Genomic DNA, 15,994 nt, shown 5'->3' with positions numbered 1-15,994 from the left:
AGTCTCTATCGTATAAGAAGGTATCTCATGAAATACATTATCAATCATTCAAACGACACCGCTTTTAATATCGCCTTGGAAGAATATGCCTTTAAACACCTTTTGGATGAGGATCAAATCTTCCTACTTTGGATTAACAAGCCATCTATCATTGTTGGTCGTCACCAGAATACCATCGAAGAAATCAACCGTGATTATGTTCGCGAAAATGGCATTGAGGTAGTTCGCCGTATCAGTGGTGGTGGAGCTGTTTACCACGATTTAAATAACCTCAACTACACGATCATTTCAAAAGAAGATGAAAACAAAGCTTTTGACTTCAAGAGCTTCTCAACTCCAGTTATCAATACTTTGGCTCAACTTGGGGTTAAAGCTGAGTTCACAGGTCGTAATGACCTTGAAATTGATGGTAAGAAGTTCTGTGGCAATGCCCAAGCCTATATCAACGGCCGTATCATGCACCACGGTTGCTTGCTCTTTGACGTTGATTTGTCAGTCCTCGCAAATGCCCTTAAGGTTTCAAAGGATAAATTTGAATCAAAAGGTGTGAAATCTGTTCGTGCTCGTGTAACCAATATTATCAATGAATTACCAGAAAAAATCACAGTCGAAGAATTCCGTGACTTACTCTTGGAATACATGAAAAAAGAGTATCCAGAGATGACAGAATACGTTTTTTCTGAGGAAGAATTGGCTGAAATCAATCGAATCAAGGATACTAAGTTCGGTACTTGGGACTGGAACTACGGTAAATCACCTGAATTTAACGTCCGTCGTGGAACAAAATTCACTAGTGGTAAGGTGGAAGTCTTTGCTAACGTTACTGAATCAAAAATCCAAGACATCAAGATTTATGGGGATTTCTTTGGTATCGAAGATGTTGCAGCTGTAGAAGATGTCCTCCGTGGAGTGAAATACGAACGCGAAGATGTCCTTAAGGCGCTAGAAACCATTGATATCACACGCTACTTCGCTGGTATTAGCCGTGAAGAAATCGCTGAGGCGGTAGTTGGATAAATCAAAAAAAGAAGCTGGTCCTACAACCAACTTCTTTTTTTGATATTTATTTACATAACTTAAAATACGTAAAATTATAAACTATCTAGAGCATTCTTTTGTTCATCATTAACGATATGGGTATAGAGGTCAGTGACTTGTGTACTGGCATGTCCTAACTGGTGACTGACCAAAACTTGAGATTTAGTGGCATCATAGAGCCTAGTTGCTAGAGTATGTCGTAGTTTGTGGGGGGTTACACGCACTTTGAAGTCCTCAGAGTACTTAGCAACCATTTTTTCAACGCTAGAAGCATCGATACGATTAGGAACACCTCTGTAGAGAGTCAAAAAAAGGGCTGTATCTGTTTTTTCCGTCTTATAGCGTTGATTTCGAATGGCCAGATAATTCTCTAAATAAGGCTTAGCAAAGGCAGCGACATTGACAGAGTCACGTTTGCCCCCTTTTCGAGTGACATCGATAACCATCATTTTGAGATTGAGATCCCTTATATCCAGATAAACAGCTTCAGATAAGCGGACACCAGACGCCAAGAGAAGGGCAATAATGGCCAAATCACGTTCTTTATTTTTGTTGAATGATGAGAGAGCGCGATTTGAAAGTTGTTGTGGATACTCTTGGTCAATATAAGATAGAAAACCTTCTGTTTCATCACCTAAAAAGAGTTTTTGCTTGATGTTTTCAGCTCTAGCAGCAAGTGTCTCTTTCTTTTTCTTTGTTGAAACTTTCTTCATTACATTACGATAGAAATAAGGTTCCCCTTGATCGTTTTCAACCTCCTCGGTCAGATACTTGTAAAGACTAGAAAGTGCTGACAAGGTCCGATTGATGGTTGTCTGAGAAACTCCTTGCTTGGTTGTATTAGCATTCAGCAAAGGACGTTCACGAAGATAAAGGATAAAAGATTCCATATCTTTCTTTGACATATTTTCCAATACCGATAAAGGAATATCAGATATTTTATCAGCGTTTGAAATGCCAGACTCCAAAACCCAGCTAAAAAATCGATCGTATTCCTTGAGGTATTCGTACAAGGTTGTAAAACTATAGGGGACAGCAAGCTTAGATTGGTAGTATTCCAGAACATACCAGGGCATGATTTGTTTTAGTTTGTCGATTCGTTCTAGTAAAATCTCACGTTTCATGATTTTCTCCATAAATAAACTATACTAGCAGTATAGCATAGACTCATATATTTTTCAAGAAAATTATAGTTTTTCGGAAAGATGTTATAGAGCTTTTTAAAATTTAAAAAAGGATCTAATAACTAAAAATTTTTTGGAACAAAAATATACCTTAAATCATCAAATTTGAATCAGCCATCACTGAAAATAAAGACTAAAACTAACTTTTGTGAAGAATAAAAAAGAAAAGGCTTTTATCCTTTCTTTTTTTACAAATTGTCTTTTAAGTTTAAATACTTTTTTAATTGTTCTATTGTTAGATATCTACTACAAAGCAGCTCATTAAAAAGGCTTTTTTTACAAGACTGGCAATAACACTAAATTTATTAGAAGCCTCTTCCTATTCTTTTAGAACTCTTCATTAAGGTTCAACGACATCTTTAATTCTATCATAGCAAGTTTTAAGGATGAGCTGATTAGCTGCTTTTCTATCATAAACAATTTTTCCATTTGAGTAAGTTTCTTTTTTATAATTTTTTAAAATATTTTGTTGCAAATCCAATAATTCTTTTTTACTCAAAGCTTGGGATACTTCTGCCATCCAAAAAATTAGCTCTCCACATTGTACCGTTCTATTAAAATAAACAGCACCATCTTGTAGACGTTTTTTGCAGTAATTTATTAAGTGAGTATACTGGCTGGGGATTTTTTCTGGTTGGTCAATTCGATAACCTGTCCCCTCTTCTTGGATGAAATTGTTTTGCATAAGCTCTATTGTAAGAGGAGCTTTTGCAAAATTTTTACTCTTAAAGAAATCATAAACATTTTGCATCTTCATGTTCATTTGATTTTGCTGTTCCTTTCTATTTTATCCCTGTAAGATTTCCTCTTTATTTACATTTAAAAACTGACAAATAAACTAGCTTTTCTATATTTACGCCCGCAAATGCGGGAAAGACATTTCCTCATTTACTTTTTCCAAAAGATGCCAATTTTTTGTAACAATGAATAAGTGGAATTTGCATCTGCTAATGCTCTATGAGAGCCGTATCAGCATCAATTTCATAAGCTTTTAAAACATCTTGGAGATGATAGCTAGGCAATATTTACTTTCTTTTTATATAAGAAAGTAAATCATGTCTTTCATTTTTCAAAGTAGAAAAATCATTTATTTTAAGACTCTTATTTATAAAAGCAATATCGAAGTTTAAATTGTATCCAACTAGAGGCAATTTCTCAATAAAAGATAAAAACTCAGACAGAACTTCTTTCTCATCTCTATAAGGAAAGGAATAAAGAACTCACCCACTAAACTTCTGTTAATACTACACAACTGAAGAGCTATATAAGGAGCTATGAGATACAAAATACATTGTATAATTGCTATTGTTTGATTTCAATCTTACTGTACAGACTTGATACAATAAACTCCTTTCTAGCTTTATGCTTTATTTCTAACTTGATTATAGTCTTATTTTTACCAAAGTTCAATTATTTGTATGTGAAAAATCTTATTAAAAAAAAATAACCGTTCTCATTGCTGAGAATCGGTTTTCTAGTATATTTAATTAAGAAGTTTAATTTCACATAACATAAATTATGTAAAAAATTCTACAACAACAAATCTTTGATTTTCCCAATTTCACTTTTTGGAATAACTAGGTGAATCATATCACCGAGGTACATTCTGGTTGAGCCATTAACTGTTTGGCTCTTGCCATTATGGACTTGAGTGGTGATGAGGATATTATGTGGTAAGTTGAGTTCATGTACTTGTTTTCCTGCTATTTTATCCGAAACAGGGATTTCAATGAGAGTGACTTCTCCTTCATCTGTCGCTTCTTCGGGCAACATTTTTTCCAACATAGCTTCATAGACTGGCGCACCCTTGAGTAGATCCATGATGATGTAGGCGACCAAGGTCACTAAACCAAGTGGCATGAGGTTGCGAATATCTCCTACCATCTCAGTTACGAGTATCATAGCAGTTAAGGGAGCCTTGGATATTGCTCCAAAATAGCCACTCATTCCTAGAATGACAAATATAGGGAATTGCTCTTGACTGATAAGTCCAAGATTGACACAAATAACACCAACTAGGGCACCAAGTAAGGAGCCAAGTGCCAAAATTGGTAGGAAAATTCCTCCTGGCAGGCCACTTCCATAGCTAATCATGCTCCAAATAAAGCGAATCAAAAAGTAAACTAATAGAACTTGGAAACTAAAATCTTGCTCAGTTAAGGAAAGAACCAGCTGATTTCCACCACCAAGGATTTGGGGTAAGAAGATTCCGACTGGTATGATGAGAATGAAAGCTAGAATTGGGTAATAAGCTCTATCCAAATGGATTTTTTGACCAAGCCAATCATAAATTCGACCAACATTGAGCACAGCTTTCTCATAGAGAAAACCAGATAGTCCAAGAAAAACTCCCATAAGGAGGTAAATCCAATACTGATCCAGGGTCATGAGTGGGATGTTGTCTGGCATGTCCAGTACGGGTGTTAAGCCAAATATGAGCAGAGAAACAAAGTTTGCTACGAGACTAGCTGCGAGAGTAGACACCCAGAAAAAACGCGAAAAATGGTGATAAACTTCTTCCACTACAAAGAGGAGGCCTGCTATTGGTGCATTAAAGGCAGCGGCTAATCCTGCTGCAGCTCCACTCGCAATCAAGGATCGTTCCTCTACTGGACTGGATTTAAGCCATTTGGCAATTCCTTTACCACCGACTGCTCCAAGTTGAATACTTGGTCCTTCACGCCCCAGCATAAGGCCACTTGCAATAGCAAGAATTCCTAGAATATATTTTTTCCAAAGAACTCCCCACCAGTTGAGGGTCATGAGTCCCTTTAATTCGGCTTCGACTTGAGGGATTCCAGAACCCTTTATGTCTTTTTCTGATCGAGTTAATTTCGCACTGAGCCAACAAACTATTAAATAAAATAGACCAATGATAAAAAGATTGCGCACTAAGTGCGCTTGATCTTGATAAAGTCCTTGTATCAGGTGGAAGCCTTTTTCGATTAAGAAACGAAAGGATCCAACGATAATTCCAACAATGAGACCGACGATGATTCCTCGTCCAACTTGGGATAATATAGTACTTGAGGCAAAGGCAAATTCTTTCTTGGAACTGAGTGTTTCTGACTGTTCCTCCATAATCATTCCTTCTAATTTAACTTTCTTTTTCTCCTGAAACCAGTGATTTAACGGGTTCAAAGCTGGTTCGGTGAATAGGGGTAACTCCTAGTTTTTTCAGTCCTTCTAGGTGTTTAGCAGTTCCATATCCTGCATTAGCAGCAAAATCATAGCCAGGGAACTGCTGATCGTATTCCTTCATCAATTCATCACGTGTCACCTTGGCTACTATAGAAGCCGCTGCAATCGAGAGGGAATTGGCATCTCCTTTGATGATAGATGTTTGTGAAATTGGTAAATCCAGTTTCATGGCATCTATCAAAAGGTGCTCAGGTTGAGGATTGAGCTGGGAGATTGCTTCCTTCATAGCTAGTTTGGTTGCTTCATAGATATTGACTTGGTCGATGACCTGATTATCGATGACACCAATGCTGATTGACAAGGCTTGCTCCTGAACTGCTTGGAAAATCTCCAGATGTTTCTTTTTAGGAATTTTCTTGCTGTCGTTGAGACCTTGAATCTTACAATTTTGAGGTAAAATAACAGCTGCAGCGACTACAGGCCCAGCCAGAGGACCACGGCCGACCTCATCAACACCAGCAATTAAGGTCAATCCTTGCTTGTAAAGTTCTTTTTCATAGGAAAGCATGGATTCCAAACGAAGATCCTCATCCAATTCAGCTTGAATGGCTTTTTTACGCTTGCTGATTTCCTTTTGAACTCCAGAGCGATTGTCCTTTTCAAGATCTAAAAAAATAGGGTTATCAAGGTCCTTGACTGTAGCAAGGAGTTTTTTGATTTCTTTAATCGTCGCCATCGAGGTCTTCCAATGTATCTAAGGTATAGTTACCGAGTTTGCCGTCGCGGACTTCCTTCACGAAGAGACTGTAAAAGCGGTCATAGTCGTCACGGAAACCGAGAGCACGGGTCATATCCATAATAATAACAGGCGCTTCTTCTTCAATTTTCATTTGTTTGAAGCGTTCGGCCAACTTTTCTGGATAATATTCTTTGAAATAATTGAGGCCAAAAATAGTTACCTCATCCATAGGAAGCAGCTGGTCTTTGATAGCTCCAGTCAAGGCCAACTTAAGCGCAACAGTTTCATCCTCAAACTTAGGCCAGAGAATTCCTGGCGTGTCTAGGATTTCAAGATCTTTATTGGTTTTGAGCCATTGTTGCCCTTTGGTAACACCTGGTTTATTGCCGACAACAGCAATCTTCTTACCAGCTAAACGGTTCATAAGCGTTGATTTACCAGCATTTGGAATCCCGATAATCATGGTTCGCAAGGTTTCAATCTGGATACCACGTTCTTTCTGGCGAGCAATCTTATCAGCCATGAGTTTTTTTGCCGCATCTGTTACAACTTTTACAGTCACTTGCTCTTTGGAGTTGATAGCCAGAGTCTGAATTCCTTGTGATTCAAAATACTGGCGCCATTCCTTGGTCATTGCTGGATCAGCCAAGTCTGCCTTGTTTAAAATCAAGAGTTTTGGTTTGTCACCAACAATCTTGGTCAACATAGGATTTTGACTAGATAGAGGTAAGCGTGCATCCACCAAAATCGTCACAAAATCAACAAATTTTAAATTCTCCTGCACCTGTCGACGAGCTTTGGACATGTGACCAGGAAACCATTGAATAGTAGCCATTGAGTTTTTTTCCTTTCGTAGCAAGGGTTTAGAGCCCCTATTTTATTTTACTATTGTCTAAACACCAAGCGAACACCAAAACTACCATGCAATGGAAAAACCTCTGATTTGATTCTCGCTTGATTTCACAATCTTTATATCAAACTGTGGGTGGTATTTGACAATATCTTTTTTGATTTTTAATAGTAAATTTGAAACAATATTTTTAGGTGAGTAACGTGGACTAAGATGTAACAAGTCTTTGAACTCATCAACACTTAATTCTACTTTATTGCTATTATCACTAGTTTCAATGAATTTTTCAATCATTCTGGAATATTTACAGGTATAACTTTTCAATTCTTCAAAATGGAAATTGTGATTTTCTACAAATTGATTTAAGGCTTTTACAGTATTTTCTTGTGAACGATTTATATTATGTGTATAGCCCATTGTTGTCTCAAAGTTAGCATGTCCTACTCTAGTCATAATATCTTTCACTGCTATGTGCATCTCATTGCTTTGAAGGTAACTAATATGCATATGCCTAAACGAATGGGGAGTAACATGTTTTACCCACTTAAAACCATAGTCACTTAAACAATTTGTCAATAATTTTCCTTCTATTCGTTTCAAAATTTGACGAAAAGTGCTTGATGTTATTGGAGAGCCGTATTCTGTTCTAAATACACTTTCAGAATGTGTAAAAGCAGGACAGGGATGTTTCTTCATATAAGCATCAAACTCTTTATTTCTCTGTATTGTCCTTTTAATAGCTTCGCTTGCAGCTTCAGGCAAAGCTACTTCTCTAATTGAATTGAGTGTTTTTGTTGTATCAAAATGAAATTGTTCAACTTTTAAACAATGATATTGAAGTGCTTTATCAATATGCAAGATTCCTTTTTCAAAATCAATATCTGATGGTAAAAATGCTGCTTCACTAATTCGAATACCTGTAAGCAATAATACTATAGCAAGATCATAATAGTTTGCATTTCTGCATTGGCGTAACACATCAAAAAATGCATGTAATTCATGGATTTCTAGAAATTTAGAATCATGTCTTTCTTTTGCTTTACGCCTTTTCTCTAGTGAAATATCTAGTTTTACCGCAGTCATTGGAGAAAACTTAATGACATTATATAACACACCATGATTAAAAATCTTATTACAAGTACTTTTTATATGAGTCATTGTTGAAGGCGATGCATCATACATTTCTAAATATTTATTGAGACTATTTTTCATCAGAAGTGGAGTAATCCTGTCTAACAAAAAATCATCTCCTATAATTTTCCCAAGACGCTTCATAACCAGTAGTTCTCTCTGAATTGTTTGTGGTTTAACAGAGACACACCAAGTCTGAAACCAATTTTCTTTTAACTCTCCAAATGTTGTAATCAGTTCAGGGCTAAACTGACTTTCAAATGAAGTAGTTAGTCTATCTATTTTATCAAGAACCTCTCTTTCAGCTTGTTTCCTCGCCCTACTAGTATTCTTAGTATAACTTACAGTTACTGATTTCCACTTTCCTGTTAGTGGATCTTTGTACTTTTCAACCACTTGATATAAGGGTTGCCCTTTTGAATTTGTTTTAGTTACATAATACATAATTTAATTCCTCTTAACTCTTAAAAAGAAATAAATCATTGTTGTATAGAATAAATAACTACCCTATATTATACCATGACTTCCTTATTTTGTCCGCTTTTGCTTCCATCTTAAGAAACTTTCAAATCCTTCTAGATTAATGAAAACAAGTTTATGGGTTGGGTTAATTACATACATGGAAAATGTTCTGTTTTCTCGCATTTCTTTAATCCATCTGTTCAATGTATATTGATTTAAACCATCCCATCTTTTTAGAATTCCTTTTTTATCGGCCCATTCTGCAATGGAATTTTCGACAGATATATATTTTATATTCATGACATCATCCTTCCTAAAAAATATTTTTCCCTCCATGGCATGACTGATGAAGTCATCATAAGAATTTCACTTACTGCTCTTTTACGGTGGCAGCCTGAACGGTCAGAAGTATCATTGTATATCATTTGTATCATGGCATATAAAGTATCGCTCTATTTTATTGATGGTTTTAATGTCGCTCTTATCATGGCGAGCCATTCAAATCTGCTCCACAAATGAGGAAAGTACCATTTTGGACTATTCAATTGTCAAAGAACAAATAAAAAATCTCCTCATTTTCACACTCTATGAAATTGAGGAGATTATTTTCCAAAGCGAATTTTATCAGGAAAATCTGTCAATCCCAATAGGTAGTCTGTACTGACATCGTAAAAGTTTGAGAGAGTTACCAATACATCTGCCGTTAAGGAATGCTCACCCCGTTCAATTTTAGCATAAGCTGAGTTTGTAAACGAAAGTATTTTAGCTATTTGTTTTTGGGTCAAATCGTGATCTTCCCTCAAATCTCTCAAACGTCTGTACATCTAGCTTTCTCCTGAGAAAAGTATAATATATAAAACCAAGAAATCACTCAAAGTGTCCAAATTGGACATTTTGAACTAAAGTTAATTTATTAAACACTTCTCATAAGCTCATCTATTATAGGTAAGACAATATTAAGAAAGACGGTCAAAATCTATTAACCGTCTAAAAATGTTATAAGCTATTAAAAAATCAGCAGTAATCCGGTAACAAAAGTCACATTCCAACATACTACTGAAAGCATACATTTTTGAATAGCGTTCACGTTTTCCATTTACATTTGTAGCTGTCTTTTTATTTCCTGCCCTACGCAACCTAATCTCCTGAGCTTTTTCAAAGTACTCTTTAGATATTATAGATTCATGATTATCTTTGATGTAGTACTTATCTTCTTCACCCAAATTACTCAACCGCCTCTTACTTATTGGGTCAACTGTAAAAGTTTTTCCCATTAGAATATCACCTTTATATTGTCTTTACAATTGAAAAGTGGTGAATGCCTTGGAGGATAGTCGCTTCCACGCTTTCTATCATAGCTTTGGTCGCACTTCTTTATTTGAAAAAAACAGTAAAAAAGCGCAAAAAATCACTTCCTGTGCTATACTGTAGTTGAAAATTTTTTAGTTTGGGCGTTAAAACTGTTTCCTCAGTCCTAGCGCCTTTTCTTTTTGATAAGTCTGTTTGGTAGAGAGTAGTTTGTAAATGATTCTGAGAAACTTATGTGCGCAAGCAATGACGGCTTTCATCTTACTTCCTCTTTGGGAAATTTTGCTATAAATAGATGAAAACGCGCTGTCTTTAGAGTGAGATGCAATTAATCCCGACATGGTCAAAGCCTGTTTGATATATCGATTTCCTTGCGTGATGTGTGAGGATTTTTTAATGCCAGCACTTTCATAAGACCCTGGGCAGAGTCCAGCCCATGATGCTAAGTGTGCATCGGATGGAAAGGCTGTAACAGTTGGTCCAATCTCAGCTAGAATAGTGGCAGCACAGTTTTCATTCACACCAGGAATAGTTTGAAGTATCCTATTTTCCTCAGGGAAACTCCTTTTCGATGTAGTGTTGAATCTCATCGGTCAATTTTTCAATGAGTTCCTGATACATCTGATATTCCTCTAAGCTCTGGTCTAAGAGGAAGCGATCTTCTAGTGACAACTTTACTTCCATCGCTTCAACAAGTTCTTCTGTACTTGCTTTCACTCGCTTTTGGATACAAGGGATAACAGATTCTACATTAATGCTTTCTCCGTTAATAAATAATTTTAAAAGTAATCGCCCTGTCTTAGAAAAAATATCAGAAAGATAACTTGTTAGCTTGATATTGGCTCGTTGTAAGAGATTGTGAATTTTATTTTTAACTTGAGTTTGACGTTGTTTATAAGAACGCATGCGACGTGTCAGTAAACGTAACTGCATCACTTCAGGGGCAGGGATATAGGAAGGTTCAATCAATCCGCAACGACCGGGTACATTCTTGATATGTTGAGGATTGGCAAGTACTAAGACGAGATCAGAATCTGAAAAGATATTAAAGAGAGGGAGCCAATATTGGCCAGTACTTTCAAAAAAGACATGTGTGACATGTTTTTCTAATATCCAAGCTAAGGCATTGTGAAGAGCTACAGTAGTTGTCCCAAATTTCTTCTGAATTTTCTTTGGCTTATTGGTATCTAGTGGACCATCTAGAACACAACAAACGATAGACTTTTGGTGGACATCAATACCACAACACGTTTCAATCATGACTTCCATTATAAAAACCTCCTGTTAACTATTTGAACAATAGAACAAACAAGAGGCTACTAGTAATTTTATTTTCATGCTCAAGGCATATTCGAGTTATCTCATGACTCTTGTTCATCCAGTTTTTTGTACAGACTAGGAAAAGCCCTATTAAGCACCACGGATTTGTATTGTTCATCTTTATTATAAGCTAAACTTCTTTTTCTGTCATGAGTTAGCAGGTTCTGCCTGCTTAGAGTTTTTTGTATGAAAAAAGAATGTCTCCTTTTTTAACCTCTTGACCACTAGTTACATTTACACTATTCAATTTGTTTATATTGGAATCGTAAAATTCTTTTTGCGTCTTACTTGGTACTACTACACCTTGAAATACAAATGGTGGTTGTTTCTGAACTACATAAGTTGTAACAACTTCGTGATGAGTTTCTTTATTTTTCATTAAGAAAAGAAGTGGGATAGATGATGCAATCAAAATCAATGTTATCAGTAAAATTATCACTAATTTCTTTTTGGTTATTTTTTCAAATTCATTTTTTCCCCTCACATACTTGAACTTGAATTAAACTTTAATTAATAAATTAACAAGTTCTTTGATTCCATTTTGATGGCTAAAATTATAGATTATGTATTTTCCCCGAAACTCTCCAGTACTGATTTTAAATGTAATTAAGTCCTTCTTTTTATTTACATTCACTTGAGAAATCCACCCTAAATCTATTAACATCAAGTGTTTTTCCCTTTCTAATCGTCTTACAAATAATCTATTTGATTCTAAAACAAGTTCTATAGTATTTTTCTTTATAAAGCTTGGGTTGAAAGTTATCACTTCTGGGCTTATATACTCGGCAATAAACTTATATTTATTCATCTGTTACTTCTCCTCCATTTTTCTGATTAACTCTATTTCCACTATTCCAAAATTACCAGATTCCTCTTTATGTGCTATTGTTTTCAACTCATTTTTAGACAATATAAGAATTTCATCAGCAACTTTATTGGCAATCTCAATTGAGTGACTTGTAAATATTAATGTTGCACTTTGCATATATGTCTTAAATAAGTTGTCCAACTTATTCAGTGTCACCATATCAAGTTCAGAAAACGGTTCATCTAACAAGAGTATATCAACATTCGATAATAGAGCAATAATCAAAAGTACCTTATATTGCATTCCTTTGGAATATGTAACAAGTAATTCTTCCTCTCGTTCAGACAATCCAAATTCATCAATTAATTTCAAAATTTTTATTTTATCATAAACGACATTTTTCAGTTCACAACTTTGAACTATGAAATCCATAGCAGACATAAAAGGAAAAGGAATGGAGTTATTTCTTATAAACATTATGTTATATTTCGCAAAATCTAATTTTCCAGAATCTGGTAAAATATTTCCGTTCATAATGTTAAGAAGAGTTGTCTTTCCAGAACCGTTTTTTCCAAAAATCACATATCGTCTGCCTCCGATAAATTCAAAAGTAATGTCACAGAAGACCTCTAGATCAAATTTTTTTGTAATAGAATCAAGGTACATCAGAATTCTCCTTTATAAATGCTCATTTTCTAAAATATTCCATGAATTACTAATGTCTCTAAGCATGCAGCGATTAACAAAAACAACTCAATAATAAAAATATTGAAGTGAATCGTTTGTTTACTAATTTCATTTATTTTTTTGCTTAAAACCAAAGAATATGAAATAGCAAAAATTTCAAATGGTGCGTAATAAATAAGTTTGTAAAATATAAACTCAGATCCATAGTTCTCAAGTGATATTAAAAAATAGAACGAAAAAAGTACTGCATTGTAGAAAAAAACTATACTAGAAAAAACTTTGAAATATTTTCCGGAAACTACCATGATCAAACAAATTATTGTGTTATTAATAAAGATTTTCATCATAGAAATATTTGAAAACCCAATAATATAATCACTGTTATTTGTAATTTTTCCATTAAAAAGCCAGAATAAATAAACCAAGATAGACGGGATAATAAATATGAAACATGCAGCAATAATTTTTTTAAACGTCTTTTTTTCCATAACAATACTCAAAAAATATAGACTATAACCAATTCAGAAAGCAATAATATAAATGTTAAAAATTCGATATTTTTATATTTCTTAGAATCTTCTATTTGTAGGTCTATTTGGAATCTATAAAAAGTGGTTAATATTGTCATATTTATTAATAAGATTAAATTATTCAGTATAATATACCAATAATTATCATTAATGATAAAAGACAAATATGTAACAAAAATAAAAGGGTAGAAATATAATTTCTTTACAAAATACAATAAGTTCTTCCTAGTATCATTAATCAACACTGAATAATCGAAATATTTTTCATTAAGAAGGTATCTCTGATTATAGTGAGAAGTAAGCATTATTATAATAATTACAAATATCACATTTTTTAGAAATACTTCCACATTCCAAAACTTAAATATCACACAACAAATTACAACGATATTCAATTTTGGATTAATTTCTCTATAATAAAAATCTTTCCTGACATCATTACGAGAGTTAATTATCCTACTAAGCTTAATATTTCCTCCAAATTTATTATTATTTGGAGTATTGATATACAGATTTATATTATTTAAGAGTAATAAATCAAAAAAGAATATGATAAGTATAATTAATGTAAAGTATAATAAAAAGTAAAATATATCGAATTTGAAGGCAATATTATGAAAAAAATTCCCAGAATACTTTATGAATAACGTTAGGAATATTATATTAGTAATTGGAGTTGGTATTTCTCTTGATTTTAAATTATTAAACAAATGTATTTCTGCCTTTTTCTTTAGGGCTTTAAAGTATAGATACAAAAAGAGATGCTCCAGGAACAGAATAAAAAGAATTTTTTCTAAACTAGGATGATACATCCTGTATGTAACAAAATTAATATACCAAATAGCTAATTCGAACAAAGTTAAATATGAAAGGCTATAATAACTAATTACGCTTTTGATACATTTTTCATATTCATGTCTAGTAAAAATCCCGCTTCTTAGATATTTTAAAAAACCTAATTTTTGACCTTCCCCACTAATAACAAATGGAAACATGTAATAGTAGATTATAAACATATTTATAACTGCGATGCTGAGCCATTTAATTTGAATAATGTCTGTGAGTACAAAAACAGATATAAATAGTAATAGTAGATTAACTGCTACAAATTTTAAAAGTAATGAGAAGATAAAAAAGAGGTTTTCTATTAGTTGATTTCGTGTAATTGAATATTTTTCACAAAACATATCGAATCTTATTTTATTAATAAAAATAAGTATTCGAAATAATGATGAAATTTGCATCATTTACTTACTCCCATATAAAACGTTAATATCTGAGATAATATATTCAATAAAATTAAAATTCCCAAAAATAAACTAATTTGCTTTGGTTTCTTTGACTCAAAAAAATTCAAATAGAGAGCCAGCATAACAAGTGTTAAAACATTCCCAGGATTTATGATTCGAAGCCAAAAATTACTTGTATCAATAGAAAGCTTAGCAGATAAAAAAAATTGTAAAGTATTAATGATTAGTGATGAGTATATAATATTATTAAAATAAACTTTTGACTTTAAATCTTGAATTCCACATAACCTCAAACATATATAGGTAACAAACCTATAAAAAAATATCCCAACTATACTCGATATTAAAGATAATATTAATATGAAATATTTCATAGAAACATTTAAATTGTTAATTTCTGGAGCAGTTAAATTAACAAAAGTTAACATACTAATTTGCACAATAATTAATAGATATGACAAATATTTTGAAGTTAAAATATTCATAGATTTCCTCCCAGAGCAATACTAAATTAAATAGCATCACTAATCAATTCGCACAATGCATAATTACAAGTAAAAATCTCAGTAGCCATAAAGTTATATAAAATGAAAAATGAAATTATTCTTTTATTTCAAACTTCAGCAAAATTCTACAAATTTTGCAAAGGAGCACTCGAAATTAGTTGGGCAGCTCCCCATCCAATAATAATGTCTGCTGCAAACCATGCCAAAGCTCCCCATCCCAGAAATGGCGCGATAGCATTTTTTATAGAGGAACCTGCTTTGTATGCTCCATATGCGGACCAAGCAATTTTAGCTGCAGCACCAACACTAACACCCAAAGTGGAGGCAAGTAATGCTGAATTTGTTATGAACAAAAATATTAATACTAATACTGGTGCAATAAAATTAAACTGTCTTTTTTGAATAAAGAGATCGAAACTGTTTTTATAAGCGTCCATAATATTCTTCTCCTTTCTTTACAACTACTGAGATGTTAAGAATGCCTCTCTTAACATGACTATTATAACATTTTTGAGATTCCTTGTAAATACTCACTTTGCATTGTACCAAGTCTTACGCATGCAGTTTTGTCACAATGACTTCTAGTCTGACTGGAGCCCATAACTTACTTTGAGATTTACTCAAACTAAAATAAAAAGCATATTATAAACTCAAAAGTTATAAACTTGTATGAATTGATAAACATTAGTTTGATTTATTTTGATATATACTGTATAATGTGAAATAAGTTTATAGGAGTAAACAATATGATTTTGTGTCACTTGCATTTTCAATTAATCAGTTTTTCAGTTTTTTATTATTCTATTTTAGAGTATTAAAGGAGTTTTAATGAAACATTTTTTTTCTTATACATTTATATTATCATTTTTATTGATTTTAATAATACTGTATTTCCAATCTCCAATTGTCGTTAAGAAACCATTTTTTTATATACTTTTATTAATGATTCTGTTAATATTTATTATAAAATTGAAGAGGAAACCTTGAATCCCTCTTTTTATTTGAAAAAATACAGTAAAAAAACGAAAAAATATACTTCC

The 15,994-nt window shown here is 33.3% G+C and carries 17 protein-coding genes and 1 pseudogene; 1 reads left to right on the top strand and 17 read right to left on the bottom strand.

The genetic code is table 11. The features are described 5' to 3' along the window. Positions 1 to 27 precede the first annotated feature (27 nt). Complete coding sequence (locus F9B91_RS09355; protein ID WP_060628382.1) at positions 28 to 1,017, top strand: lipoate--protein ligase; 990 nt, start codon at positions 28 to 30, stop codon at positions 1,015 to 1,017. Positions 1,018 to 1,091: 74 nt separating this feature from the next. Here F9B91_RS09355 and xerS read toward each other — a convergent pair whose 3' ends face one another. The 17 genes and pseudogenes from xerS to F9B91_RS09260 form a co-directional block, all read right to left on the bottom strand. Next, entirely contained in the window at positions 1,092 to 2,162 is a 1,071-nt protein-coding gene (gene xerS / locus F9B91_RS09350) for a tyrosine recombinase XerS (RefSeq protein WP_150923141.1), read from the bottom strand. A 400-nt stretch (positions 2,163 to 2,562) separates the two neighbouring features. Continuing rightward, positions 2,563 to 2,979 carry a hypothetical protein gene (locus tag F9B91_RS09345; RefSeq protein WP_150923140.1) on the bottom strand — a complete coding sequence of 139 codons (417 nt, stop codon included), beginning with the start codon at positions 2,977 to 2,979 and terminating at the stop codon, positions 2,563 to 2,565. Positions 2,980 to 3,247: 268 nt separating this feature from the next. Next, the gene (locus F9B91_RS11690; protein ID WP_368039302.1) at positions 3,248 to 3,373 is read right to left on the bottom strand and encodes a hypothetical protein; all 126 of its coding nucleotides are present in this window, start codon (positions 3,371 to 3,373) and stop codon (positions 3,248 to 3,250) included. 379 nt (positions 3,374 to 3,752) lie between these two features. Then, the gene (locus tag F9B91_RS09335; RefSeq protein WP_150923139.1) at positions 3,753 to 5,303 is read right to left on the bottom strand and encodes a ClC family H(+)/Cl(-) exchange transporter; all 1,551 of its coding nucleotides are present in this window, start codon (positions 5,301 to 5,303) and stop codon (positions 3,753 to 3,755) included. Between the two features lie 16 nt (positions 5,304 to 5,319). Further along, positions 5,320 to 6,099, bottom strand: coding sequence for a ribonuclease HII (locus F9B91_RS09330; protein WP_150923137.1), 780 nt, complete (start codon positions 6,097 to 6,099; stop codon positions 5,320 to 5,322). Beyond that, positions 6,086 to 6,937, bottom strand: coding sequence for a ribosome biogenesis GTPase YlqF (ylqF, locus tag F9B91_RS09325; protein WP_150923136.1), 852 nt, complete (start codon positions 6,935 to 6,937; stop codon positions 6,086 to 6,088). Before ylqF ends, F9B91_RS09330 begins: the two co-directional genes overlap by 14 nt. Positions 6,938 to 7,018: 81 nt before the next feature. Beyond that, entirely contained in the window at positions 7,019 to 8,527 is a 1,509-nt protein-coding gene (locus tag F9B91_RS09320; RefSeq protein WP_150923134.1) for a tyrosine-type recombinase/integrase, read from the bottom strand. 84 nt (positions 8,528 to 8,611) lie between these two features. Next, on the bottom strand, positions 8,612 to 8,845 hold the full coding sequence (locus F9B91_RS09315; RefSeq protein ID WP_001022845.1) for a hypothetical protein: 234 nt from the start codon (positions 8,843 to 8,845) through the stop codon (positions 8,612 to 8,614). 302 nt (positions 8,846 to 9,147) lie between these two features. Further along, entirely contained in the window at positions 9,148 to 9,369 is a 222-nt protein-coding gene (locus F9B91_RS09300; RefSeq protein WP_150923129.1) for a helix-turn-helix domain-containing protein, read from the bottom strand. A 207-nt stretch (positions 9,370 to 9,576) separates the two neighbouring features. Further along, a pseudogene (locus F9B91_RS09295) lies at positions 9,577 to 9,840 on the bottom strand (recombinase family protein); the annotation flags it as partial. Between the two features lie 159 nt (positions 9,841 to 9,999). Next, positions 10,000 to 10,443: a transposase gene (locus F9B91_RS09290; RefSeq protein ID WP_150923127.1), complete on the bottom strand. Its 444-nt coding sequence runs from the start codon at positions 10,441 to 10,443 to the stop codon at positions 10,000 to 10,002. Then, positions 10,406 to 11,122, bottom strand: coding sequence for an IS110 family transposase (locus tag F9B91_RS09285; protein ID WP_150923126.1), 717 nt, complete (start codon positions 11,120 to 11,122; stop codon positions 10,406 to 10,408). The genes F9B91_RS09290 and F9B91_RS09285 overlap by 38 nt, the downstream gene beginning before the upstream one ends. Positions 11,123 to 11,345: 223 nt before the next feature. Further along, the gene (locus F9B91_RS09280) at positions 11,346 to 11,552 is read right to left on the bottom strand and encodes a biotin/lipoyl-binding protein (protein WP_150923124.1); all 207 of its coding nucleotides are present in this window, start codon (positions 11,550 to 11,552) and stop codon (positions 11,346 to 11,348) included. A gap of 120 nt (positions 11,553 to 11,672) precedes the next feature. Further along, positions 11,673 to 11,981, bottom strand: coding sequence for a hypothetical protein (locus tag F9B91_RS09275; protein WP_150923121.1), 309 nt, complete (start codon positions 11,979 to 11,981; stop codon positions 11,673 to 11,675). Positions 11,982 to 11,984: 3 nt separating this feature from the next. Then, a complete protein-coding gene (locus tag F9B91_RS09270) occupies positions 11,985 to 12,647 on the bottom strand; it encodes an ATP-binding cassette domain-containing protein (RefSeq protein ID WP_150923119.1) in 663 nt (220 codons plus the stop codon). Between the two features lie 1,794 nt (positions 12,648 to 14,441). Continuing rightward, positions 14,442 to 14,933 (bottom strand): hypothetical protein, encoded by a 492-nt coding sequence (locus tag F9B91_RS09265; protein ID WP_150923117.1) that lies wholly within the window; start codon positions 14,931 to 14,933, stop codon positions 14,442 to 14,444. A 146-nt stretch (positions 14,934 to 15,079) separates the two neighbouring features. Then, positions 15,080 to 15,391: a hypothetical protein gene (locus F9B91_RS09260; protein ID WP_150923116.1), complete on the bottom strand. Its 312-nt coding sequence runs from the start codon at positions 15,389 to 15,391 to the stop codon at positions 15,080 to 15,082. Positions 15,392 to 15,994 lie beyond the last annotated feature (603 nt).

This window comes from Streptococcus mitis, from assembly GCF_008763935.1.
GTDB lineage: Bacteria > Bacillota > Bacilli > Lactobacillales > Streptococcaceae > Streptococcus > Streptococcus mitis_DB.
The sequence above is the reverse complement of the archived record's forward strand: the minus strand, read 5'-3'. Positions and strand labels throughout refer to the sequence as shown.